The organism is Sphingomonas jejuensis (assembly GCF_011927695.1).
GTDB lineage: Bacteria > Pseudomonadota > Alphaproteobacteria > Sphingomonadales > Sphingomonadaceae > Sphingomonas_K > Sphingomonas_K jejuensis.
Genome location: NZ_JAATJE010000002.1, coordinates 695055 through 717404, shown reverse-complemented (window position 1 = coordinate 717404; position 22350 = coordinate 695055). Strand labels below are relative to the sequence as shown.

General features: G+C 69.8%; 24 protein-coding genes. 9 read left to right on the top strand and 15 right to left on the bottom strand.

What is annotated here, in order from left to right; genetic code table 11:
• Positions 1-5 precede the first annotated feature (5 nt).
• The 5 genes from GGR88_RS13160 to GGR88_RS13140 form a co-directional block, all read right to left on the bottom strand.
• A complete protein-coding gene (locus GGR88_RS13160) occupies positions 6-869 on the bottom strand; it encodes an LOG family protein (protein WP_167955753.1) in 864 nt (287 codons plus the stop codon).
• A 36-nt stretch (positions 870-905) separates the two neighbouring features.
• Complete coding sequence (locus tag GGR88_RS13155) at positions 906-1529, bottom strand: extensin family protein (protein WP_245196955.1); 624 nt, start codon at positions 1527-1529, stop codon at positions 906-908.
• Between the two features lie 134 nt (positions 1530-1663).
• On the bottom strand, positions 1664-2230 hold the full coding sequence (locus GGR88_RS15430) for a PEPxxWA-CTERM sorting domain-containing protein (RefSeq protein WP_167955749.1): 567 nt from the start codon (positions 2228-2230) through the stop codon (positions 1664-1666).
• 134 nt (positions 2231-2364) lie between these two features.
• The gene (locus tag GGR88_RS13145; protein ID WP_167955747.1) at positions 2365-2571 is read right to left on the bottom strand and encodes a helix-turn-helix domain-containing protein; all 207 of its coding nucleotides are present in this window, start codon (positions 2569-2571) and stop codon (positions 2365-2367) included.
• On the bottom strand, positions 2571-3092 hold the full coding sequence (locus GGR88_RS13140) for a DUF2975 domain-containing protein (RefSeq protein WP_167955745.1): 522 nt from the start codon (positions 3090-3092) through the stop codon (positions 2571-2573). The genes GGR88_RS13145 and GGR88_RS13140 overlap by 1 nt, the downstream gene beginning before the upstream one ends.
• Positions 3093-3281: 189 nt before the next feature.
• Between GGR88_RS13140 and GGR88_RS13135 the strand changes: the two genes are divergently transcribed.
• The 3 genes from GGR88_RS13135 to GGR88_RS13125 all read left to right on the top strand — a co-directional run bounded on the left by GGR88_RS13135 (position 3282) and on the right by GGR88_RS13125 (position 7336).
• Positions 3282-4457: a phosphoserine transaminase gene (locus tag GGR88_RS13135; protein ID WP_167955743.1), complete on the top strand. Its 1176-nt coding sequence runs from the start codon at positions 3282-3284 to the stop codon at positions 4455-4457.
• 114 nt (positions 4458-4571) lie between these two features.
• Entirely contained in the window at positions 4572-6149 is a 1578-nt protein-coding gene (gene serA, locus GGR88_RS13130) for a phosphoglycerate dehydrogenase (RefSeq protein ID WP_167955741.1), read from the top strand.
• A 77-nt stretch (positions 6150-6226) separates the two neighbouring features.
• Positions 6227-7336 (top strand): ATP phosphoribosyltransferase regulatory subunit, encoded by a 1110-nt coding sequence (locus GGR88_RS13125; RefSeq protein WP_167955739.1) that lies wholly within the window; start codon positions 6227-6229, stop codon positions 7334-7336.
• 86 nt (positions 7337-7422) lie between these two features.
• On the opposite strand, the gene GGR88_RS13120 is transcribed toward GGR88_RS13125, so the two are convergent.
• Complete coding sequence (locus GGR88_RS13120) at positions 7423-8298, bottom strand: alpha/beta hydrolase (RefSeq protein ID WP_167955737.1); 876 nt, start codon at positions 8296-8298, stop codon at positions 7423-7425.
• 71 nt (positions 8299-8369) lie between these two features.
• Between GGR88_RS13120 and GGR88_RS13115 the strand changes: the two genes are divergently transcribed.
• From GGR88_RS13115 to GGR88_RS13105, 3 genes are all read left to right on the top strand, one after another.
• The gene (locus tag GGR88_RS13115; RefSeq protein ID WP_167955735.1) at positions 8370-9659 is read left to right on the top strand and encodes an adenylosuccinate synthase; all 1290 of its coding nucleotides are present in this window, start codon (positions 8370-8372) and stop codon (positions 9657-9659) included.
• Positions 9660-9725: 66 nt separating this feature from the next.
• Positions 9726-10304: a carbohydrate binding domain-containing protein gene (locus GGR88_RS13110; RefSeq protein ID WP_167955732.1), complete on the top strand. Its 579-nt coding sequence runs from the start codon at positions 9726-9728 to the stop codon at positions 10302-10304.
• A gap of 74 nt (positions 10305-10378) precedes the next feature.
• Complete coding sequence (locus tag GGR88_RS13105) at positions 10379-11116, top strand: class I SAM-dependent methyltransferase (protein ID WP_167955730.1); 738 nt, start codon at positions 10379-10381, stop codon at positions 11114-11116.
• Between the two features lie 62 nt (positions 11117-11178).
• Here GGR88_RS13105 and GGR88_RS13100 read toward each other — a convergent pair whose 3' ends face one another.
• The 8 genes from GGR88_RS13100 to ku all read right to left on the bottom strand — a co-directional run bounded on the left by GGR88_RS13100 (position 11179) and on the right by ku (position 19400).
• Positions 11179-11532 (bottom strand): hypothetical protein, encoded by a 354-nt coding sequence (locus GGR88_RS13100; RefSeq protein WP_167955728.1) that lies wholly within the window; start codon positions 11530-11532, stop codon positions 11179-11181.
• Positions 11533-11612: 80 nt separating this feature from the next.
• Positions 11613-12677, bottom strand: coding sequence for a chorismate synthase (gene aroC, locus GGR88_RS13095; protein WP_167955726.1), 1065 nt, complete (start codon positions 12675-12677; stop codon positions 11613-11615).
• Positions 12674-12970 carry a hypothetical protein gene (locus tag GGR88_RS13090; protein ID WP_167955717.1) on the bottom strand — a complete coding sequence of 99 codons (297 nt, stop codon included), beginning with the start codon at positions 12968-12970 and terminating at the stop codon, positions 12674-12676. The genes aroC and GGR88_RS13090 overlap by 4 nt, the downstream gene beginning before the upstream one ends.
• Positions 12967-13770, bottom strand: coding sequence for an enoyl-ACP reductase FabI (fabI, locus tag GGR88_RS13085; RefSeq protein WP_167955715.1), 804 nt, complete (start codon positions 13768-13770; stop codon positions 12967-12969). The genes GGR88_RS13090 and fabI overlap by 4 nt, the downstream gene beginning before the upstream one ends.
• Entirely contained in the window at positions 13767-14762 is a 996-nt protein-coding gene (locus tag GGR88_RS13080) for a YihY/virulence factor BrkB family protein (RefSeq protein WP_167955713.1), read from the bottom strand. Before GGR88_RS13080 ends, fabI begins: the two co-directional genes overlap by 4 nt.
• A gap of 32 nt (positions 14763-14794) precedes the next feature.
• Entirely contained in the window at positions 14795-15730 is a 936-nt protein-coding gene (locus tag GGR88_RS13075; RefSeq protein WP_167955711.1) for a DnaJ C-terminal domain-containing protein, read from the bottom strand.
• A gap of 84 nt (positions 15731-15814) precedes the next feature.
• Positions 15815-18367 carry a DNA ligase D gene (gene ligD, locus GGR88_RS13070; RefSeq protein WP_167955709.1) on the bottom strand — a complete coding sequence of 851 codons (2553 nt, stop codon included), beginning with the start codon at positions 18365-18367 and terminating at the stop codon, positions 15815-15817.
• 103 nt (positions 18368-18470) lie between these two features.
• Complete coding sequence (gene ku / locus GGR88_RS13065) at positions 18471-19400, bottom strand: non-homologous end joining protein Ku (RefSeq protein WP_167955707.1); 930 nt, start codon at positions 19398-19400, stop codon at positions 18471-18473.
• Between the two features lie 104 nt (positions 19401-19504).
• Between ku and pdxH the strand changes: the two genes are divergently transcribed.
• The 3 genes from pdxH to GGR88_RS13050 are packed head-to-tail and all read left to right on the top strand — an operon-like array spanning position 19505 to position 21824.
• Positions 19505-20086 carry a pyridoxamine 5'-phosphate oxidase gene (gene pdxH / locus GGR88_RS13060; protein WP_167955705.1) on the top strand — a complete coding sequence of 194 codons (582 nt, stop codon included), beginning with the start codon at positions 19505-19507 and terminating at the stop codon, positions 20084-20086.
• Positions 20083-21036 (top strand): cation diffusion facilitator family transporter, encoded by a 954-nt coding sequence (locus GGR88_RS13055; RefSeq protein ID WP_167955703.1) that lies wholly within the window; start codon positions 20083-20085, stop codon positions 21034-21036. Before pdxH ends, GGR88_RS13055 begins: the two co-directional genes overlap by 4 nt.
• A complete protein-coding gene (locus GGR88_RS13050) occupies positions 21033-21824 on the top strand; it encodes a PhzF family phenazine biosynthesis isomerase (protein WP_167955701.1) in 792 nt (263 codons plus the stop codon). Before GGR88_RS13055 ends, GGR88_RS13050 begins: the two co-directional genes overlap by 4 nt.
• Before the next feature lie 6 nt (positions 21825-21830).
• Here GGR88_RS13050 and GGR88_RS13045 read toward each other — a convergent pair whose 3' ends face one another.
• Complete coding sequence (locus GGR88_RS13045) at positions 21831-22268, bottom strand: hypothetical protein (RefSeq protein ID WP_167955699.1); 438 nt, start codon at positions 22266-22268, stop codon at positions 21831-21833.
• Positions 22269-22350: the final 82 nt, after the last annotated feature.

The window sequence follows — 22350 nt, the reverse complement described above, 5'->3', positions numbered from 1 at the left end:
CGCCCTCAATCCTCTGCGTACCAGTCCTGCACATGCGCCCAGGCTTCCTCCGGCGTGTCCACATAGCGGAACAGGCCGAGGTCGCGGCGCGACACCACGCCTTCGTCGGCGAGCGCATCGAAATTGACGACCCGCTCCCAGAACTCCCGCCCGAACAGCAGGATCGGGATGGGCGCGACCTTGCCCGTCTGGATAAGCGTCAGGAGCTCGAACATTTCGTCGAACGTGCCGAACCCGCCCGGGAACACCGCCACGGCGCGGGCGCGCAGCAGGAAGTGCATCTTGCGAAGCGCGAAATAGTGGAACTGGAAGGAGAGCGACGGCGTGACGTAGAGGTTGGGCGCCTGTTCGTGCGGCAGCAGGATGTTGAGGCCGATCGACTCGGCGCCGACGTCCTGCGCGCCGCGGTTGGCCGCCTCCATGATCGACGGGCCGCCGCCCGAGCATACGACGAAGTGGCGCTTGCCCTCCGTATCGCGCTCCATGCCCGACGCCATCTGCGCCAGCCGGCGGGCGACGTCGTAATAGCGCGACTTGGCGACAAGGCTTTCGGCGATGCGGCGGCCATCGTCGTCGGTGGCGAGGTCGAGCAGCGCCTGCGCCTTGTCCGGCTCCGGAATGCGCGCGGAGCCGTAGAACACGAAGGTGGAGCCGATCTGCGCCTCGTCGAGCAGCAGTTCGGGCTTCAGCAGCTCGAGCTGGAAGCGGACGGGGCGAAGGTCGTCGCGCAGCAGGAAGTCGTTGTCCTGGAAGGCGAGCTTGTAGGCCGGATGCTCGGTCTGCGGCGTGTGGGTGATCTGCTGCTTGGCTTCGCCTGCGGCTTCGGCGGCGCTGGGGTAGACCCGCGCGGGAACTCTGGTTCTGGTCATGGCCGCGCTTCTAGCGGCTTTGATGCGACGGTCCAGTTACCGGCAGAAGGGACCGCGCCCCATGTCCATGTGCAGGTGGTCGCGGTGCGCGGCGTTGTAGTCGGGGCCGAGCACGGTCCGGAACCGGCGGCAGGCGGAGCGGTGGACGACCGCCAAGAACTCGCGCTCCTCCGCCGACGCGCCGGCCCAGCCGTTCAGCACGCTCACCCGCCGGCCGTCCGCCATCACGAACACCGCGATGTCGACCGCGTTGGCCAGCGCATGTTCCGACAGGCGAGCCGAGCCGGCGATGGTGCGGCAGCTGTAGGTGCCCATGCTTTCCAGCCGGACGATCTCCGTGCCCAGGATCTCGCGCGCGGCGGGCTGGATGCCGTTCTTGACCCACTGGGTGAAGGTGCGGGCGACCGGGCAGGTCATCGCGCCCAGGTTGGTGACGGGCAGCCCGATGTCGAGCAGCTGCACGGCGCCCAGCGCGGTGCATTGCCCGGCGAAGCGGCGGTCGGGCAGCGGATTGAAGCGGACGCCGAGGCCCTGCAGGTCGGCAAGGCAGGCGGCGGTCTCCGCCGGCGGCGGCGCGGGGCGCGACGCGGGCGGCAGCCCGTCGCGCCGCGGCCGCGGTGCGCTGCGCTCACCGCCGCTGCACGCGGCCAGCAGGATCAAGAGGAGAAGGGAGAGAAGACGCAACGGGCGAGGTCAGCCGGACAGGAGGACGGGCCGGACCATAGCCTGGTCCGCCCCGCTTGCCACCGCGGCTTGTCGCAGTACCCGTTCCGTTCGCCCGGTCCGAACCGCGATCAGGCGGTGACGGCCGCTCCGATGCGCCGACGCATCGCGCCGCCGACCAGCCCGAAGCCAGCGATCATCATGGCCCAGGTTGCAGGCTCCGGCACGGCCGCCACGCGCGCGGTCCAGAAGCTCAGGTGCGACACGTCCGCCTGGTTGCGGCCGTTGTTGGTCAGGAGGCCGCTGGAGCTGTAGCTGCCCGAATTCGCACCCGACCCGCCGAGCTGGTACACCGCAAAATTGTTGGCCGCCTTGACGGATACGAAGCTGATCAGAACGCTGTTGTTGAGCACGTCCCACGTGCCCGACTGGGTGTTTGCTGGGTTGACGGGATTGAACGCGAACAGCCCCGCATTGTCGTCGCTCTTTCCGTAGAGCGTGATGTCGGTGGTGATGCCGGTGGCGGCGCGGATCGCGGCCTCGACCGCGGATTCGCTGTCGTTCCCGCTGGCGTAGCAGCCCGTCGATACAAGGTTGATGCCCGATCCCGTGCTGCACAGCACGGGTGCGGCCACGGCCGGCGTCGACAGCAGGCCGGTCGAAAGGCCCAGCCCAGCGAACAGGATCGCTGATTTCATGTGAACATTCCCCCCGAATGCTTCTGCATTCCCCAATGCAGCACGAGAAGGTCATACGCTTTTTGCGTGCCGGAGTCCGCAACTTTCGCAAAAACACCTGTCCCGAATTCAACCAAGGCAATCGTCAACCGGGGCTAATCCTCGACATGCTCCAGGATGTCGCCCGGCTGGCACTGGAGGGCCTGGCAGATCGCCTCCAGCGTGGAAAAGCGGATCGCGCGCGCCTTGCCGGTCTTCAGGATGGACAGGTTGGCAAGGGTCAGGTCGATCCGGCCGGCGAGCTCGGTCAACGACATGCGGCGGTCGAGCAGCATGCGGTCGAGATTGACGCGGATCGGCATCAGATCGTCCCCTCGACATCCTCGCGCAGCGCAACGCCCGCGCGGAACACCTCCGCCAGCACCAGCGACAGGAGGGCCGCGAACAGCGTGCCGAGGTCCAGCCGGAGCGCGCGCGCGTTGAGCAGATCCTGCGCGATCACGGGCATGATGAGCGTCGCCAACTGCACCAGCATCATGGTCACGAACAGGGCGGCGAGGATCCTGAGGCGGCGCACATTGTCCGCCGTGAATGGCTGGCCGGAGGCCGCGCTCTTGAGGAGGCCGACGAGCTGCCACAGCACCGCGACGAAGAAGGTACATGCGATCGCCATGATGAGGCCGACGGTGAGCGCGAGTTCGGGCTGGCGCATGTAGACGTCCTGCCCGTTGATGCGGGCGCGCAGCCCCTCGATCGCGGACGGATCCACCAGCGCGACCACCGTGATGATGGCCCCGAACAGCGCCGCAAGCAGCATCAGCCCCATGATCGCCAGCATGGCCACGTAGAGGGCCCTGCTCAATCCCGTTCCGAACCGTGACATATCGATCCTCGCTACGTTGTTTCTGTTTATCGATATGTTCTAGGCTGCCATGGCCGTCAACAACTTTATCGTTTCTCGATGTGTCGGTGCCGATGCGCGGCGCTTGCCAGGATCGGCGGCAGGCAGTAACGCGGTCGACGGGCCACGCCGTCCCAACGCGGCGCGTGCTCTCTGCAAGGAGAGACTGAGTTGACCGACACCCTTCGCGCCCCCGGCGCAGCCCTGCCCGATCGCCCCGCGATCAAGCCCCGCAATCCGTCCTTCTCGTCCGGGCCGTGCCCGAAGCCGCCGGGCTGGTCGCTCGACCGGCTCGCCACCGGATCGCTCGGCCGCTCGCACCGCTCCAAGATCGGCAAGAGCCGGCTCGAATATGCCATCGAGCTCAGCCGCGAGGTGCTGGAGCTGCCCGACACCCACCGCATCGGCATCGTGCCCGCGTCCGACACGGGCGCGGTGGAGATGGCGATGTGGTCGATGCTGGGCGCCCGCCCCGTCACCGTCGCCGCCTGGGAAAGCTTCGGCGAGGGTTGGGTCACCGACGCGGTGAAGCAGCTGAAGATCGATCCGACCGTGATGCGCGCCGATTATGGCGAGATCGTCGACCTGTCGGCGATCGATCAGGACGGCGACGTCATCTTCACCTGGAACGGCACAACGTCGGGCGCGCGCGTGCCGAACGGCGACTGGATCCGCGACGATCGGCAGGGCCTGACCTTTGCCGATTCGACCAGCGCGGCGTTCGCCATGCCGCTGCCGTGGGACAAGATCGATGTCGGCACCTACAGCTGGCAGAAGGTGCTGGGATCCGAAGGCGGCCACGGCATGCTGATCCTGGGGCCGCGCGCGGTGGAGCGGCTGGAAAGCTACACCCCCGACCGTCCGCTGCCGAAGATCTTCCGCATGACCAAGGGCGGCAAGCTGATCGAAGGCATCTTCCGCGGCGAGACGATCAACACCCCGTCCATGCTGGCGCTGGAGGATTACATCTTCTCGCTCGAATGGGCGAAGTCGATCGGCGGCCTGCCGGCGCTGATCGCCAGGGTCGACGCCAATGCCGCCGCGCTCGACCGGGTCGTGGCAGAGCGTGACTGGCTGGACCATCTGGTGACCGATCCGGCGATCCGGTCGACCACCAGCGTCTGCCTGCGTTTCGCCGACAGCAGCATCGACCGCGACGAGGCGGCCGCCATCGTCAAGCGCATGGCCGCGCTCCTGGAAAAGGAGGAGGCCGCATTCGACCTGGCCGGATATCGCGACGCGCCGCCGGGCATCCGCATCTGGTGCGGGGCGACGGTGGAGCCGTCCGACATCGAGGCGCTGGGTCCCTGGCTCGACTGGGCCTGGGCGCACGCACGGGCGGGATAGCGCAGCGTCGGCTCCAGCGCAGGCCGGAGCGCAGGGTGACCGATTGCGGTGCCCGATCCCTTGAGACTCCGGCCTTCGCCGGAGCACATTCAGATCTGTTCAAAGGACATGAAGATGCCCAAGGTCCTCATTGCCGACAAGATGAACCCCAAGGCCGCCGAGATCTTCCGGGCGGCGGGTGTCGAGGTGGACGAGCGGACCGGCCTCAGCCAGGACGACCTGCGCGCGATCGCCGGCGACTATGACGGCATCGCAATCCGGTCGTCGAGCCGGATCACGACCGACATCCTGGATGCCGCGCCCAACCTGAAGGTTGTCGGCCGCGCCGGCATCGGCGTCGACAACATCGACGTGCCGGCCGCCTCCGCGCGCGGCGTCGTCGTGATGAACACGCCGTTCGGCAACTCGATCACCACGGCCGAGCATGCCATCGCCATGATGTTCGCGCTCGCGCGCCAGCTGCCCGCCGCCGACACCTCCACCCAGGCCGGCAAGTGGGAGAAGAACCGCTTCATGGGCGTGGAGCTGACGTCCAAGGTGCTGGGCCTGATCGGCGCCGGCAACATCGGGTCGATCGTCGCCGACCGCGCGCACGGCCTGAAGATGAAGGTGATCGCGTTTGATCCCTTCCTGACGCCGGAACGCGCGCTGGAGATCGGCGTGGAGAAGGTGACGCTGGACGAGCTGCTCGCCCGCGCCGACTTCATCACGCTGCACACGCCGCTGACCGAGCAGACGCGCGGCATCCTGTCGGCGGAGGCGATCGCCAAGACCAAGAAGGGCGTCCGCATCATCAACTGCGCGCGCGGCGGCCTGATCGACGAGGCGGCGCTGAAGGCCGCGCTCGACAGCGGCCAGGTCGCGGGCGCCGCCCTCGACGTGTTCGAGACGGAGCCGGCCAAGGAGTCGGTGCTGTTCGGGACCGAGAACTTCATCGCGACGCCGCACCTGGGCGCGGCGACGACGGAAGCGCAGGTCAACGTCGCCATCCAGGTCGCCGAGCAGATGGCCGATTTCCTGACGACGGGCGCGGTGTCCAACGCGCTCAACGTGCCATCCCTGACCGCCGAGGAAGCGCCCAAGGTGAAGCCCTACATGGCGCTGGCCGAAAAGCTGGGGACGCTGGTCGGCCAGCTGTCGGAGGACGCGCCGACCGCCGTGTCGATCGAGCTGGAAGGCGCCGCCGCCGACCTCAACCCCAAGCCGATCTCCGGCGCGGTGCTGGCGGGCATGATGCGCGTCCATTCGGCAACGGTGAACATGGTCAACGCGCCCTATCTGGCGAAGGAACGCGGGCTGGACGTGCGCGAGGTGCGCCATGACCGCGAAGGCAATTACCACACGCTGATCCGCGTGTCGGTGACGACCCGCGCAGGCGAACGGTCGGTCGCGGGCACGCTGTTCGGGTCCGCCGCGCCGCGGCTGACCGAGATCTTCGGCGTGAAGGTGGAGGCCGATCTGGACGGCCACATGCTCTACGTCGTCAACGTCGATGCGCCGGGCTTCATCGGGCGGCTAGGCTCCACGCTTGGCGAGGCGGGCGTCAACATCGGCACCTTCCACCTGGGCCGGCGCGAGGCGGGCGGCGAGGCGGTGCTGCTGCTGTCGGTCGACGATCCGGTGGACGAGACGCTGCTGGCGCGGGTCCGCGCGCTGCCGGGCGTGAAGACCGCGCGCGCACTCAGGTTCTGACGCCGGCGGCGGCCGTTGGGGGCGGCCAAGGCGACGTGCAGGCTGGATGCGGCGCGTCCAGCCTGTATGGAGCGCGCATGACATCGAGCCTGCTGCCCCAAGGATTTCGCGACCGCATGCCGCCGGAGGCGGAAGCGGCGGCACAGGCGATGACGGCGGCGCTGTCCGCGATCGGCGCGCGCGGCTACCGCCGGGTGGCCCCGCCGCTCGCCGAATATGAGGAAGCGCTGGTCGGGCGGCTGAAATCGGCCGGCGCGCGCGACCTGTTGCGCGTGCTGGATCCGGCGTCGCGCCGGATGCTGGCGCTGCGGCCCGACATCACGCCGCAGGTCGGGCGGATTGCCGGCACGCGGCTGGCCGGCGCGCCCCGGCCGCTGCGCCTCTGCTATGCCGGCACCGTGGTGCGGCTGGCGGGCGGGCAGCTCAACCCCGCGCGCGAGCTGACCCAGCTGGGCGCCGAGCTGATCGGGCGCGACACGGTGGCGGCCGCCGCCGAGATCGTGGCCGTGGCAGTGGACGCGCTGCAGGCGGCCGGCGCCACCGGGCTGTCGATCGACCTGACGCTGCCGGACCTGGTCGACCTGCTGGCGGCCGGGCCGCTGCCGCTCGGCCCCGAAAAACGCGAACGGGTGCGCGCCATCCTGGACGCAAAGGATGCCGGCGCGCTGGTGGCGGCCGGCGCGGGCGGGTACCTGCCGCTTCTGGAGGCGACGGGGCCGTTCGCCGACGCCGTCGCGCGGCTGCGGTCGCTGAACTTCGGCACGCTGTTCGAAACGCGGCTTGCGGGGCTGGAGGCGATCGTGGCACCGTTGGGCGACGAGGTGCGCCTGACGCTGGACCCGACCGAGCGGCATGGCTTTGAGTATCAGAGCTGGTTCGGCTTCTCGCTGTTCGCCGACGGGCATGGGGCGGAGCTTGGCCGGGGCGGCAGCTACACCGTGCTGCACGGCGACGGGCGCGAGGAGCCGGCGGTGGGCGTGTCGCTCTACCCCGATCCGCTGTTCGCGGCCCCGGCGACGGGAACGCGCGGGCGCCTGTTCCTGCCGATCGGCCACCGGCCGGCGGCGGCGGCGGCGGCGCGGGCCGACGGCTGGATCACGGTTGCGGCGATCGACGACGACTGCGACCCCGCGCTGCTGGACTGCACCCACCGCCTCGCCGAGGACGGGCCGCAACTGCTCGGCTGATCGCGCCGCACCCGCCGCCGGCATGACCTTTCAGGCTTTCGGATGTTTGGCGGCCGCGCTTCGCCGCTGACGCAGTTCGGCCGTCGTTAACGCACAGGCTCGCGCCGCGCGGGGCCGAGCCAGCGCAGCGTGTCGGTCGCGAGGGGATCGGCGGGCAGGCCGAACTCCGCCTCGATGCGGCCGTGGCTGGAGTTCGCGACCCGGTCGATCGTCACATCCGCCCCGCCGCGGCGCAGGAGAGCGGCGAAGCGTTCGGCCTGCGCCACGCCGGACGGGGTGCCTGCGTCGACGACCAGCAGCCAGCGCCCGACATCGTCGCCGTCGCCGGCGTGCGTCATCGGCGACATCGCGCGCTGAAAGGCCGGGTCTTCGCCGAACGCGCTGTCATGGTGCGGCATCATGCCGGGAAGAGCGCTGCGCATCAGCGGCGGCACGTCGAGCACGGCGGAATCGAGCATGACGACCCCCGCGATGGCGCGGGCGGGGATGCCCGCCTCCGCCAGCCAGCGCGGCTGCGCCCCCAGCATGGCGACCAGATGCGCGCCCGACGAATGGCCGGCCAGCACGATCCGGTCGGGATCGACGCCGAGCGGTCCGGCATCGCGCCGGACGGCGGCGATCGCCCCCACAAGGTCGCGGAGCTGATCGGGGAGCGTGGCGCCCGGCACCAGCCGGTAGCCCGCCGACAGCCAGCGCCAGCCCGCCGCCTCGAACCGAGGAGGCTTGTCGCCCCCGCCGCTCACCCGGTCGCCGGCGTCCCAGCCGCCGCCATGGACATAGAGGATGGCGGGCCGGCGCTCGCCGGGCTGGGCCGCGACAAATCCATCGACCTGCTGGCGCGGGTCGAGTCCGTAGGCGACGGAGACGGCCGGGCTCGGGCCCTGCCAGGAGCGCCGCAGCAGGATGCCGGCCGCCACCACCAGCGCGACGGCGGCGAGAAGAAGGAGGGACCAGCGGCGCATGGCCAATATGTGATCGACGACGCCCTCCCCCTTCAATAGTGGACCGTGCGGGATCAGCAAAAGGACGACCGGTGGCGAACGTGGCGGTGATCGGCGCCCAGTGGGGCGACGAAGGCAAGGGCAAGATCGTCGACTGGCTGGCGGAAAAGGCGGACATGGTTGTCCGCTTCCAGGGCGGGCACAATGCCGGCCACACGCTGGTGGTGGATGGCCAGACCTACAAGCTGTCGTTGCTGCCGTCGGGCATCGTGCGCGGCACGCCGTCGGTGATCGGCAACGGCGTGGTGCTGGACCCATGGCACCTGGCGTCGGAGATCGAGACGCTGCGGCGCCAGGGCCTGTCGATCACGCCGGGCACCTTGTCGATCGCGGAGACCTGCGCGCTGATCCTGCCCTTTCACCGCGACCTCGATGCGCTGCGCGAGGATGCGAGCGGCGCCGGCAAGATCGGCACCACCCGCCGCGGGATCGGCCCGGCCTATGAGGACAAGGCCGGGCGCCGCGCGATCCGGCTGTGCGACCTGGCGCATCTCGACACGCTCGGGCCGCAGCTCGACCGGCTGCTGGCGCATCACGATGCGCTGCGCGCAGGGTTCGGCAAGCCGTCGATCGACCGGGATGCGCTGGTGCGCGAGCTTGCCGAGATCGCGGAGTTCGCGCTGCCGTTCGCCAAGCCCGTCTGGCTGGACCTCAATCAGGCGCGCAGCGAAGGCCGCCGCATCCTGTTCGAAGGCGCGCAGGGCGTGCTGCTGGACGTCGACCACGGCACCTATCCCTTCGTCACCTCGTCCAACACCGTGTCGGGGTCGGCGGCGTCGGGCTCCGGCCTCGGCCCGTCGGCGGTCGGCTATGTGCTGGGCATCGCCAAGGCCTACACCACGCGCGTCGGGTCCGGCCCCTTCCCGACCGAGCTCGACGACGAGACGGGCGAGCGGCTGGGCCAGCGCGGGCATGAATTCGGCACCGTCACCGGGCGCAAGCGGCGCTGCGGCTGGTTCGACGCCGTGCTGGTGAAGCAGGCCGTCGCGGTCGGCGGCATCACCGGCATCGCGCTCACCAAGCTTGACGTGCTGGACGGGTTCGAGACGATCCGCATCTGCACCGGCTACCGGCTGGGCGACCGCATGCTGAACCACTTCCCCGCCCACGCCGCCGATCAGGCCCGGGTGGAGCCGGTCTGGGAAGACTTCGCCGGGTGGAGCGAGAGCACGGCGGGCGCGCAGAGCTGGGCGCAGCTGCCCGCGCAGGCGATCAAATATGTCCGCCGGATCGAGGAGCTGATCGGCTGCCCGGTCGCGCTGGTGTCGACCGCGCCGGAGCGGGAAAGCACCATCCTGGTCAAGGATCCCTTCGCAGACTGACGCGCGCACCGGCTTGCACCGCCGTTCCGTCCGGCTATCCTCCCGTCAAAACGAGGAGGGGATGGCATGAAAAGGGCGGTGATCCTGTTCGGGCTGGCGGTCGCGGGGACAACGGCGGCGATCGCGCGAGAGGCGGTGGTGAGCGACCCCGCCAGCGCAAGCTGGGCCTTCAATGGCGAGATCCGGCCGCGCGCGGTGGAGGCGGCGACGCTGCCGGGCGGGCAGGCGATCCGGCTGGACGTGCGGCGCAAGGGCGCCAACCCGTGGGACATCCAGGCGATCGGCGACATCCTGGGCGCGATCGAGCCGGGCGACCGGATCACCGTCGGCTTCTACGCCCGCGCGCAGTCGCCCGATCCGGGCGGCTCCACGATCACGCTGCCGGTGCGCGTGCAGCAGCGGACGGCACCCTTTGCCGGTGCGCTTGACGGCACGGCCACGCTGACCGGCGACTGGACCTTCCACTGCGTCACCGGCCCGGCGAGCACCGCGCTTGCCGCCGGCAACGCGCAGGCGGTGCTGAACCTGGCTGGCGAGCGGCACGTGATCGACCTGGGGCCGTTCCTGATCACCCGTGCCGCGGCGGCGGATGCCAACGCGCCGTCCACCCTGCCCTGCGGTCAGCCGCCCGCGCCGCCGGCCTGACCGCTGCGGGAGTGCGTGGCAGGATCGCGCCGGGCTTGCTTGCATTCCCGGGGCTTGCACGGCATCGCGCGATCATGACCACGCGCCACGCCACAGGCTTCCTGCCGCGCAGCTCCGCCGAAGCGCTGGCGGCGCGGCTGAGCGACCGCATGACGGTGATGGCGTTTGCGCTGATCCAGTGGCCCTGGCTGCTGCGCAGCCTGCGCGGCGGCAGCAAGGCATCGAAGCGCGCCTTGATGGAGCGGCTCGACCTGCCGGCTGATGCGCTGCCCTCGCTCGGCAGCTGGAAGGCCGACACCGCCCTGCTCCACCGGATCGTCGACGTGATCGAGCGGGACCGCCCGGCCGTGGTGATGGAACTCGGCGCCGGCGCGACCAGCCTGGTGGCGGCGGCTGCGCTGCGCCGCAACGGCGGCGGCCGTCTGGTGAGCGTCGACCAGCATGCCGACTTCGTCGATGCGACGCGCGACTGGCTTGCCGATTACGGGCTGTCGGCCGACATGAGCCATGCGCCGCTGGCGCCCGCCCCGGCCGGCTGGTTCGCGCAGTGGTATGCGCCGCGCGCGCTGCCCGACGTGATTGACCTGCTGGTGATCGACGGGCCGCCCTGGACGCTGCACCCGATGGTGCGCGGTGCGGCGGAAACGCTGTTTTCGCGCATCCGGGTCGGCGGCACCGTGCTGCTGGACGATGCCGCGCGGCCCGGCGAACGGATGATCGCCGCACGGTGGCGTCAGGCCTGGCCGAACTTCGAATTCACGCTGATGCCCGACGGGACCAAGGGCACGCTGGTCGGCACGCGCCGCTCCTGACACGCGAACGCCGCCCCCGCTGAGAGCGGAGGCGGCGTCGATCGGCTTGAGGCCGCTTTTGCTCAGGCGCCCGGAGGCGTGCTGCCGTCACCGGTCGTCGTGGACGCACCCGGATCGCCCGGAAGCGGTGTGGTGGGCGCGGCCGGATCGGTATCCGTCGCGTCCGGCACCGGCGTCGTCCCATCCGGGCTGGTGGAGGTATCCGGCAGGGTCGTCGTATCCTCCGTCGTCGTGCCCGGTGCCGCGTCAACCGGCGGCTCAACACCGTCGGGCGGCGGCGTCGTCTCCGGCGTGGTGGCCGGCGGTGGCGCCGTGGTTGTTCCCGGCTGGGTGCCGACGCCCGGGCTGGTCGTCTGGGCGGTGGCGACGCCGGTGGCGCCGGTCAGAAGTGCGGCGGCGATGATCACGCTGCGCATCGGAACTCTCCTTGTTTCTTGCCCGCTATCAACGGCTTGGCAGGCAAAAGGTCGCTCCGTCCGCCGCACGGGCGGCTCCGTCAGCCGCGCTGGCCGCGGTGGCGCAACTTATGGTCGGCAAGGACCAGGGCGAGCATTGCTTCCACCACCGGCACGCCGCGGATCCCGACGCATGGATCGTGGCGGCCGCGCGTGGCGATGTCGGTCGCGGTGCCGTCCCGCGCCACCGTCGCGACGGGCGTCAGGATGGAGCTGGTCGGCTTGAAGGCGACGCGCAGCCGGATCGGCTGACCCGTCGAAATGCCCCCCGCGATGCCGCCGGCATGGTTGGCCAGAAACGTGGGCGCACCGTCCGCGCCCGGGCGCATCGGATCGGCGTTCTCCTCGCCGCGAAGCGCCGCGGCGGCAAAACCGTCGCCGATCTCCACGCCCTTTACCGCATTGATGCCCATCATCGCATGGGCAAGATCGGCGTCGAGCTTGGCATAAAGCGGCGCGCCCCAGCCGGCGGGCACGCCCGTCGCCTCCGCCGCGACCACGGCGCCGAGCGACGATCCTGCCTTGCGCGCACTGTCGAGCAGATCCTCCCACCGGGCCGCCGCCGCCGCGTCCGCCGCCCAGAACGGATTGCGGTCGATCTCGTCGGGATCGAACCCGGTGGCGACGTCGCCGCCGATCGCCTCCACCCAGGCGCGGATGCGCACCTCCGGCAGCACCGCGCGCGCCACCGCGCCTGCCGCAACCCGCATCGCCGTCTCGCGCGCGGATGATCGTCCGCCCCCGCGCGGGTCGCGCAGCCCGTATTTGGCGTCATAGGCATAGTCGGCATGGCCAGGCCGGTAGGCGCGCGCGACCTCCGTGTAATCCTTCGACCGCTGGTCGACATTGTCGATCAGCAGGCTGATCGGCGTGCCCGTCGTCTGCCCCTCGAACACGCCGGACAGGATGCGCACGGCATCGGGCTCCTGCCGCTGCGTGGTGAAGCGGGACTGGCCCGGGCGCCGCCGGTCGAGCCAGGGCTGGATGTCGGCTTCCGACAAGGCCAGCCCCGGCGGGCAGCCGTCCACGACACAGCCGATCGCGGGGCCGTGGCTCTCACCCCAGGTGGTGACGCGGAACAGATGGCCGAAGCTGTTGTGGCTCACTGACGGTCAAGGCCCAGCAGCCGGTTGGTCGCACGTCTCACGCGTCGGCGACGGGCGACATGGGCACGTTCCCACACAGCCACCATGCCGATGCAGCCCAACCAGACGAGGAGCAGGTAATCACCAAGGCCGGCTCCGACCGTCACAACAGTCAATACAAGTACCGCCGCGACGCCTACCGCCCAGCCATTGACGATCGAGGCGGCGACCACCCGAAGATTGCGGACGGGATCCTTGAGCGCCTGACGCTCCTCCTCGTCTTCCGGCAGATTGTGGTTCTCGCCCGGCATCAACTCAACGCGATGTCGGGGGCGTCTTCCTGCTTCATGCCGACGGTGTGGTAGCCCGCGTCGACATGGTGGACCTCGCCGGTCACGCCCGACGACAGGTCGGACAGGAGGTAGAGCCCGGCGCCGCCGACATCCTCGATCGTCACGTTGCGGCGAAGCGGGGAGTTCAGCTCGTTCCATTTCATGATGTAGCGGAAGTCGCCGATGCCCGATGCCGCCAGCGTCTTGATCGGCCCGGCGGAGATCGCGTTCACGCGGATGCCCTCCGGCCCCAGGTCGTTCGCCAGATAGCGCACGCTGGTCTCCAGCGCCGCCTTGGCGACGCCCATGACGTTGTAATGCGGCACGACCTTTTCGGCGCCGTAGTAGCTGAGCGTCAGCAGGCTGCCGCCCTCCGGCATCATCGCGCGGGCGCGCTTGGCCACCGCCACCATCGAATAGGCCGAGATGTTCATCGTCATCAGGAAGTTGTCGAGGCTGGTGTCGACATATTTGCCGCGCAGCTCGTTCTTGTCCGAATAGCCGATCGCGTGGACCACGAAATCGATGGTCGGCCAGGTCGCGGCGAGCGCATCGAACGCCTCGTCGAGCTTGCCCATGTCGGCCACGTCGCAATCGATCAGCAGGTCGGACCCGACCTCCGCCGCCAGCGGGCGCACGCGCTTGGCCAGCGCCTCGCCCTGGTAGGAGAAGGCGAGCTCGGCCCCGGCCTCGTGCAGCTTCTTGGCGATTCCCCAGGCAAGGGAGCGATCATTGGCGAGCCCCATGATGAGCCCGCGTTTCCCCGTCATCAATTCCGTCACGCGCTGTCCCCAGCCTCTGCCAGCTTCTTTTCCTCCGCGTCGCGCGCGGCGTCCTCCTCCCGCTCTACCGCCGACTTGGGCAGTTCCGCCAGTGCCGCGTTGAGCTGCGCTCCCACGACCACCCCAAGACCGATGATGAAGAAGAACATCAGGGCGATCATGACGCTCGCCAGGCTGCCATAGGTCAGGTCGTAGTTGGACAGTTGATAGAAGATCAGCGGCGTCAGCGCGGTGGTGGACATCCACCACAGCGTGGTCAGCAGCGCGCCCGGCCATTTGGGATAGCGGCGCGCGCGGTACCGCGCGGGCGTGAGCGTGTAGAACATGATGTACATCGCCGCGAACAGTCCCGCGACCGGCACCAGCCGCCCGAGCGCGACGAGCTGGTTGACGTCCCAGCCGGGGAACAGCGTCTCCAGGACCGACTGTGCGCCCGTCAGCACGATCTGCAGCGCGAACGCGACCAGCGCCAAGGCGACCGACCCCAGGATGATGCCAACCGAATAAAGCCGGTAGGTGTAGAAAGGGTGGCTGTGGGTGGTGCCATAGGCGCGGCGCAGGATTTCCCGGATCGTCTCCACGAACCCGGACACCGACCACAACGCGAACAACCCGGCCAGCCACAGCAGCGGGCCCGCGCGCGACGTGATGACGTCGTAGATCGGCTTTTCGAGCAGTTCGGAGACGCCGCGCGGCACCGTGTCAAGGAAGATGGCGATCGCGTGCTGGCCATCGGCCGTGCGCCCGAAGAAGCCGGCAATGGACGCAAGCAGGATCACCGACGGAAAGATCGTCAGGAGCGACAGGAAGGCGAGGTTGCCGGCATGCATGAAGCCTTCCTCGAACGTCCCGTTGAAGACGCGCTTGGCGACCTCAAACGGGCGCGTCCCCGGCTTCACCCGGTCAAGCTGGTCACCGATCCGCCCGCGCGCATGCTCCAGCCGGTGCCGGCGCGCCTCGGGCGTGAGCGATTTCGTCTCGTTCGCCGCCATCTGCCCCTTCCCGGATTGCGCCGTGTCCGGGTTCAAACGCCCAGTGCCGCGCGAGGGTCCGACCGGTCGCGGTCGCGCAGCGCCTCAGCCGCGACGACGAGCTCGGGATCGTTGGCGGGGATCTCGATCATCAGGGTGACGAGCTGCGCGCCGCGCCCGCCGCCCTTCTTGTGAAAGCCGCGATCCTTCAGGCGCAGCACCCGCCCGGACGAGGAGCCGGGCGGGATGCTCAGCATCACCGCGCCCTCGACCGTCGGCACCCGCACCCGCGCGCCCAGCACCGCCTCGTGCAGCGCGACCGGCAGGTCCAGGAGGACGTCGTCGCCGCTCTGCCGGAAGAAGCGGTGCGGCTCGACTTCGATCGTGACGATGGCGTCGCCCGCGCCGCCGGGGCCCGGCTGGCCCTTGCCCGCAAGGCGCATCTGGGTGCCGGTCTCGACGCCGGCTGGAAGCTTCAGGTCGACGGTGGAGCCGTCGCCGAGCGTCACCCGCTGCGGGCTGAGCGCGGCCGCCGCCTCGAACGGCACGGCCAGGCGATAGCCGATGTTGGCGCCCCTGGGCAGCGGTGCCTGGCGCGCGCCGCGAAAGCCGCCGCCGCCGCGCCCGAACAGCCCTTCGAAGATGTCGCCGAAATCCGCGCCGTCGCCGCCGCCGAACTCAAACCCGCCGGGACCGCCGCGGGCAAAGCCGCCGCCGCCGCCCGGCCGCGCCCCGCCGCCCGCGCCATAGCCGAACGGCGATGTCGGATTGCCGTCGCCGTCTATCTCTCCGCGATCATAGCGCGCGCGCTTGTCGGCGTCAGACAGGAGGTCATAGGCCGCCGTGGTCTGCGAGAAGCGCTCGGCGGCGGCGGGATTGTCCTTGTTGCGATCCGGATGAAGCTCCTTGGCGAGCTTGCGATAGGCCTTCTTGATGTCCGCCTCGCTCGCGCCGCGCGCGACGCCCAGCGTTGCATAAGGATCTGCCATGTCGCTCCCGCTTCCGATCGTGCCGCCTGCGAAATCGCGCTTTTGGGCGCATCGTTCAAGGGCAGAGCGCGCGCGCGCGAAACGCTACAGGTCCGGCAGCACCTGATCCGCCCGCCCCCAGCCGCGAAGCGCGGGCGCGGCGGCACGCTCCAGCAGCTCGGCGGCGTCGCGCACGCTCCAGCGGTTGGCGCCCTCCAGCCCCTTCAGCTCGTCCCAGGTGACCGGCGCGGCGACCGGTGCGCCGGGCCGCGCGCGGGCGGAAAAAGGCATGATCGCGGTGGCGCCGCGCTGGTTGCGCAGCCAGTCGATGAAGATGCGGCCCTTGCGCTTGGCCTTGGACATGGTGGCGACGAAACGGTCGGGCTCCGCGGTCGCGAGCGCGATGGAGAAGCGCTGGGCGAAATCCTTCACCGCCGGCCATTCCGCCGCCGGGCTCAGCGGCACCACCACATGCACGCCCTTGCCCCCCGACAGCAGCGGAAAGCTGGAGAGGCCGATGTCGGCGAGATGATCGCGCAGGTCGGCGGCCGCGCGCTTCACCTCGTCGAAACCCAGCCCCTCGTCCGGGTCGAGGTCGAAGACCATGCGGTCGGGTTTTTCCACATCGGCGACACGCGATCCCCAGCCATGGAATTCGATGGTCCCCATCTGCACGCAGGCGACGAGCCCGTCCGTCCCGTCGACGAACAGATAGGCCTCCGTGCTGCCGTCCTTCTCGCGGATGTCGACCTGGCCCACCTTGTCGCCGAAGCTGCCGGCGTCATGCTTCTGGAAGAAGCAGTGCTTGGCCCGCCCCTGCGGGCAGCGCACCAGGCTGATTGGCCGGTCCGCGCTGTCGGGGAGCATGGCCGGCGCGATCTCCGCATAATAGGCGGCGAGCTCCCCCTTGGTGATGCCGCTGTCGGGAAAGATCACGCGGTCGGGATTGCTGACCTTGATCGCAGGGGCCTTGGGCTTGGGCGCCGGCGCGGCCTTCTCGGCGCGGACCTCACGCGCGGGCTTGTCCTCGCGCAGCCCCACGAAGCTGGCGTGGCGGACCACGTTCTCCGCCGTGAACTCGGCATAGGCGACTTCCGCCACAAGCTCCGGCCGGATCCAGCTGGCGCCGCGGGCGGCCGCGCGCGGCACCTCGACAGGCGGCGTCTTGCGCGCAAGCGGCTTCATGCGCCGCGCCAGGTCGGCCAGCAGCGCCGTGTCGAAGCCGGTGCCGACCTTTCCCGCGTATCGCAGCGCGCCGTCATCGTCCCTGAGGCCCAGCAGCAGCGAGGAGAAGGGCCGCCCCCGCGCGCTGCTCTTGGTCCAGCCGACGATCAGGAACTCCTGCCGGCGCGTGCATTTCACCTTCAGCCAGGCCTGGCTGCGGCGGTTGGCGTAGGGGGCGTCTGCGCGCTTGGCGACGATGCCCTCATATCCTTCGCGGCACATCGTCTCGAACAGCGCCTCGCCCTCGCCCAGCACATGCTCGGCAAGCTGCACCGGCCCGTCGGGATCGAGGTCTGCGATGAGCGCGCGCAGCCGCTCCTTGCGCGCGACATTGGGCAGGCGGCGGAGATCCTCGCCGTCCTGCTCCAGGAGGTCGAACGCGAACAGGATCAGGCCGTCGCCGCCATCCTTCAGCACCGACTGCAGCGCGGAAAAGCTCGGCCGGCCGTCGGCATCGAGCTTCACGATCTCCCCATCGATCAGCGCGGCCCCGGGCAGCGCCGCGGCGGCGTCGGCGATGCCGGTGAACCTGTCCGTCCAGTCGAGCCCGCTGCGCGTGTACACGGTGGCGGTGCCGCCGCCGACGGCGGTCAGCGCGCGGTAGCCGTCATATTTCACCTCGTGCATCCAGCCGCTGCCCGCGGGCACCGCGTCCACCAGCGTGGCGAGCTGCGGCGGCTGAAAGGCAGGGGCCTTGAGCGAGGCCTTCTTCGCTTTCCCTTGCCCCTTCCCGGTCGGTTTCGAGCGAGGCCGGGAAACGCCCGCACCGGCCGGGGAGTCACGCTCGACGTCGCTCGACCCAACCGGGCCGGCAGAAGGCGTCTTGCCTCCCGGCCTCGCGCCCTTCACCGCCACGCCGCGCGCGATCTCGTCCATGGTCCGGCCCGTCGCGACGCTGGTCAGCGCGTGGGCGACCAGATCGTCGCTGCCGCCGGCATGATCGTCGTCGATCTTCCTCAGCAGCCAGTTCTCGCGCTTCTCGCCGGGCTTGCCCTTGATGCGCACAAGCAGCCACTCGCCCTTCATCCGCTCGCCCTCGAGCGTGAAATGGAGGTGCCCATCCTCCAGCGTGTCCGCGGTCTTGCCGGCGATCGGCGCCCAAGTGCCGCGATCCCACAGCATCACGGTGCCGCCGCCATATTCCTTCTTCGGGATGGTGCCCTCAAAGGTCGCATAGGACAGCGGGTGATCCTCCGTCCGGACCGCAAGCCGCTTGTCGGCGGGATCGAGCGAGGGGCCGCGCGTCACTGCCCAGCTTTTCAGGACGCCGTCCTTTTCCAGCCGCAGGTCCCAGTGGAGGCGGGTGGCATCGTGCTTCTGCACCATGAACAGGTGGCCGGGTTCGGCCGCCAGCTCACCCTTCGGCTCGCGCGTCTTTCCGAAATCGCGCTTGGCGTTGTAGGCGGCGAGCGGATCGGCGGCGGCCTTGGTCATGGTGCCTCAGTGCTCCGGCGGGGGCCGGAGGCCAGGGTGGCCGCATATGGCGCTCGACGTCCCTCAGGCTCCGGCCTTCGCCGGAGCGCATCGGGGCACCTCTTCACGCCGCCTTGCGCCGGGCCGGCGCGCGCTTCTTGGCGGCGGGCTTGTCCTCCGCCTCCTCCGGCTTCTTCGCCGGCGCGCGCTTGGGTGCCGGCTTCTTGGCCGCCGCCGCCGGCTTGGCCGTCTGCGCGCCCGGCTTTTCCAGCGACTTCTTGAGCGCGGCCATCAGGTCGACCACGTTCGATCCCTTGCGCGCGGGCGCCGCATCGTCGTCATCGGTGTCGACCACCTTGCCGCCCTTGGCCTTGCGCTTGCGCTCCACCAGGTCCTTCAGCGCATCGACATAACGATCGTGGAATTCCTGCGGGCGGAACGGCGCGCTCTTCTTGGTGATGAGCGATTCGGCGAGATCCAGCAGGTCCTCGTCCGGCTCGGTCTCGCCGATCTCCCGGAAATAACCCTGCGCCTTGTGCACCTCGTCGGCGTAGCGGAGCGTCTCCAGCACCATGCCGCGCCCGCACGGCTTCAGGCTCACCACATATTCGCGGCCGCGGAGCGCCAGCTGGCCCAGCCCGACCTTCTTTGTCCGCTTCAGCGCTTCGCGCAGCACCACGAAGGCTTCTTCCGCCAGGTCGTCCGCGGGCACCACGAAATAGGGCTTCTCGTAATACAGCACGTCGATCTCGTGCGCGTCGACAAACTGGGTGAGCTCCAGCGTCTTCTTCGATTCGAGCTTCACCGCGTCGATCTCGTCGGGCTCCAGGAGGACGTAATTGCCCTTCTCGATCTCATATCCCTTCAGGATCTCGTCGGCATCGACCGGGCCGATGCCGGGCACGACCTTTTCATATTTGATCGGCTTGCCCGACGGCTCGTGGATCTGGCGAAAGCTGATCGCCGCGCCGCTCTTGGTCGCCGAGTAGATCTCGACGGGGATCGACACGAGGGCGAGGCGGATCTGCCCCTGCCAGTAGGCGCGTGCGGCCATGACGACGTGCTCCCTCGTTGCGGAAGCGATTCAATCCGCCAGCGGGGGAGTCGTTCCCCGCGCGGCAACTCGACTTGACCGAACGACAGGCGTAGGGCGCGGCCATGGTCGACAATCCCGTGTCCCTGTTCACCGCCTGGCTGTCCGAAGCAGAAGCGAGCGAGCCCAACGACCCCAATGCGGTGGCGCTCGCCACCGTCGACGCGGACGGCAATCCGTCCGTCCGCATGGTGCTGCTGAAGGGGCATGGGCCCGAAGGCTTCGTGTTCTACACCAATGGCGAAAGCCGGAAGGCCGACGCGCTGCGGGCGACAGGGCGGGCGGCGCTGCTGTTCCACTGGAAGACGCTCAGGCGGCAGGTGCGGATCGAGGGCAGGGTGGAGGAGGTGTCGGCCGACCTCGCCGATGCCTATTGGGCGACGCGCAGCCGCCCATCGCAGCTGGGCGCCTGGGCGTCCGACCAGTCGCGCCCGCTCGACAGCCGCGAGACGTTCGAGCGGCGGGTGGCCGACGCGGAGGCGCGCTTTGCCGGGGCGGACGTGCCGCGGCCGGCGCACTGGGGCGGCTGGCGCGTCGCGCCGGAGCGGATCGAGCTGTGGCAGGACCGCGAATACCGGCTGCACGAGCGCCGGCTGTTCGTGCGGGATGGCGCGGACGGCTGGTCAGAGACGTTGCTTTACCCATGACGAACGAGGAACGCCGCCGCCTGCTGCCCGATGCCGCGCGGGCCGCCGTCGCATCGGTCGCCGTTGCCGGCTTCCTGCTTGCGCTGAAAAGCTATGCCGCCTGGTCCACGGGATCGGTGGCGATGCTGGGGTCGGTTGCCGACACGGGGCTGGATCTGCTCGCCTCGCTCGTCACGCTTTACGGCGTCCGGCTGGCGGCCACGCCCGCCGACCATGACCACCGCTTCGGCCATGGCAAGGCGGAAGCACTGGCGGCGCTGTTCCAGGTCGCGCTGATCACCGCATCGGCGATCGGCATCGGCTGGCGCGCGGTGGTGAGCTTCGGTCAGCCGTCGAGCGTGGATGCCGCCGAATTCGGCATCGGCGTGTCGGTGGTCGCGATCCTCGTCACCTTCGGCCTGCTCGCCTATCAGCGCACGATCATCCGCCGCACGGGCTCTGTCGCGGTGATGGCCGACAGCGTCCATTACCAGTCCGACCTGTTGCTGAACGTCGCCGTCATCGTCGCGCTCGTGCTCGACCAGATGGTGGGCCTGGAAGGCGCGGACGCCTTCTTCGGCGTCGCCATCGCGCTGTGGCTGGCCTGGGGCGCGTTTCGCGCGTCGAGCCATGCCATCGACCAGCTGATGGACAAGGAATGGCCGGAGGAGGAGCGCACCCGCTTCTTGGACGTGGCGGCGCGCAACCCGGACATCCGCGGCATCCACGACTTCCGCACCCGCCGGTCGGGATCGCTGCGGTTCGCGCAGTTCCACATGAACGTCGCGCGCGACATGACGGTGGCCGAAGCGCACGACGTGGTGGAGGCGGTGGAGGACAAGCTGCGCGCCGCCTTTCCGCGCGTGGAGGTGCTGATCCACCTCGATCCCGAAGGCCATGTCGACACCGACAACCCGCTGGTGGAGGCCGATGTGACGCCGCACTGGTTCGGCAAGCGGACCTATCTGTGACCGCCCGCCTGCCCTTCACCCAGGTCGACGCCTTCGCCGACCGGCCGTTCGGCGGCAATCCGGCGGCGGTGGTGCCGCTGGACGCCTGGCTGCCCGACGACGTGCTCCAGCGGATCGCGGAGGAGAACAACCTCAGCGAAACCGCCTTCACCGTGCCGACCGACGGCGATGCCGACTATGAACTGCGCTGGTTCACGCCGACGACGGAGGTGGCGCTGTGCGGCCATGCCACGCTGGCGTCCGGCCATGTCCTGATCGGCGCGCGGGAGGCCGTCCGCTTCCGCACGCGCCGGTCGGGCGTGCTGACGGTCGGGCGCGGGCGGGACGGCGGTTACACGCTCGACCTGCCGGCGACACCGACCGCCCCGCGCGAGGACCCTGCCCTGCTCGCGGCGCTCGGCGTGGACGGCCAGAGCTTCCGCTCGACCGGCGGGGCGGAGGACGTCGCCGTGATCCTGGTCGCGGACGAGGCGGCGGTGCGCGCCTGCGCGCCCGACATGGCGCGCTTGCGCGACATTCCGGTGATGGCGATCGTCACCGCGCCCGGCGACGATGCCGACATGGCAAGCCGCGTTTTCGTGCCCGCCTGGGGCGTCGACGAGGATCCGGTGACCGGGTCCGCCCATGCCGCGCTGGCGCCGTTCTGGGCGCAGCGGCTCGCCCGGCTCGACATGACGGCGGTGCAGGCGAGCCGGCGCGAAGGCCGAATGCGGTGCGAGGTCCGCGGCGACCGTGTGGTGCTGACGGGCGGCTGCGTGACGGTGATCGAGGGCCAGATGCGACTCTGAGCCGATCTATTCCGGAATGTCGCGCCCGAACACATCGGCACAGGCATCCCGCACATGCCGGAACTGATCCTGCAGATAGCTTGAGAACCGAAGGCTGAACACCGGAGTGAGCCGGTAGACGGTGCCGCCGCCGGCATCGTTCCAAACCTGGATCACGTCGCGTTCCATGAGTTCGCGGACGAACAGCCATGTCGCTTCCACAGACTCGTCGCTCCACTCCACGAGCCCTTCAAAGCTGGTCCTGATGCCGCTGGCCTCGTCGCTGAACAGGCCAACCGTCATCGCGTAAGGACCGTCTCCGTCCATGAAGTGGTCGAGATAGAAGCGACGGTCGTGCTTCAGCTTGGCAAGCAAGGAGGCGACCGCCGCCGCGCGCATCTGCCCCGCAGCGTGCGAATGACCATGCGCCTGCCCGCCGATACCGGCCGTAAACTCATCGCCCATCTGTCCTCCTGATCGAGGCGTAGCATGGCCCGATGAGGGGTTCCGTAACCTGCGATAACCATCGTCAAAAAGGCGAGGACAT

What these genes read in the sequence shown, in the direction of transcription:
- GGR88_RS13120 (WP_167955737.1), bottom strand. Translation starts at nt 8,298, where the DNA reads ATGCGCCGCTGGTCCCTCCTTCTTCTCGCCGCCGTCGCGCTGGTGGTG.
- pdxH (WP_167955705.1), top strand. Translation starts at nt 19,505, where the DNA reads ATGGTCGACAATCCCGTGTCCCTGTTCACCGCCTGGCTGTCCGAAGCA.
- GGR88_RS15430 (WP_167955749.1), bottom strand. Translation starts at nt 2,230, where the DNA reads ATGAAATCAGCGATCCTGTTCGCTGGGCTGGGCCTTTCGACCGGCCTG.
- ku (WP_167955707.1), bottom strand. Translation starts at nt 19,400, where the DNA reads ATGGCCGCACGCGCCTACTGGCAGGGGCAGATCCGCCTCGCCCTCGTG.
- GGR88_RS13100 (WP_167955728.1), bottom strand. Translation starts at nt 11,532, where the DNA reads ATGCGCAGCGTGATCATCGCCGCCGCACTTCTGACCGGCGCCACCGGC.
- GGR88_RS13145 (WP_167955747.1), bottom strand. Translation starts at nt 2,571, where the DNA reads ATGCCGATCCGCGTCAATCTCGACCGCATGCTGCTCGACCGCCGCATG.
- GGR88_RS13075 (WP_167955711.1), bottom strand. Translation starts at nt 15,730, where the DNA reads ATGGCAGATCCTTATGCAACGCTGGGCGTCGCGCGCGGCGCGAGCGAG.
- ligD (WP_167955709.1), bottom strand. Translation starts at nt 18,367, where the DNA reads ATGACCAAGGCCGCCGCCGATCCGCTCGCCGCCTACAACGCCAAGCGC.
- GGR88_RS13105 (WP_167955730.1), top strand. Translation starts at nt 10,379, where the DNA reads ATGACCACGCGCCACGCCACAGGCTTCCTGCCGCGCAGCTCCGCCGAA.
- serA (WP_167955741.1), top strand. Translation starts at nt 4,572, where the DNA reads ATGCCCAAGGTCCTCATTGCCGACAAGATGAACCCCAAGGCCGCCGAG.
- GGR88_RS13080 (WP_167955713.1), bottom strand. Translation starts at nt 14,762, where the DNA reads ATGGCGGCGAACGAGACGAAATCGCTCACGCCCGAGGCGCGCCGGCAC.
- GGR88_RS13140 (WP_167955745.1), bottom strand. Translation starts at nt 3,092, where the DNA reads ATGTCACGGTTCGGAACGGGATTGAGCAGGGCCCTCTACGTGGCCATG.
- GGR88_RS13055 (WP_167955703.1), top strand. Translation starts at nt 20,083, where the DNA reads ATGACGAACGAGGAACGCCGCCGCCTGCTGCCCGATGCCGCGCGGGCC.
- GGR88_RS13125 (WP_167955739.1), top strand. Translation starts at nt 6,227, where the DNA reads ATGACATCGAGCCTGCTGCCCCAAGGATTTCGCGACCGCATGCCGCCG.
- GGR88_RS13110 (WP_167955732.1), top strand. Translation starts at nt 9,726, where the DNA reads ATGAAAAGGGCGGTGATCCTGTTCGGGCTGGCGGTCGCGGGGACAACG.
- GGR88_RS13045 (WP_167955699.1), bottom strand. Translation starts at nt 22,268, where the DNA reads ATGGGCGATGAGTTTACGGCCGGTATCGGCGGGCAGGCGCATGGTCAT.
- GGR88_RS13160 (WP_167955753.1), bottom strand. Translation starts at nt 869, where the DNA reads ATGACCAGAACCAGAGTTCCCGCGCGGGTCTACCCCAGCGCCGCCGAA.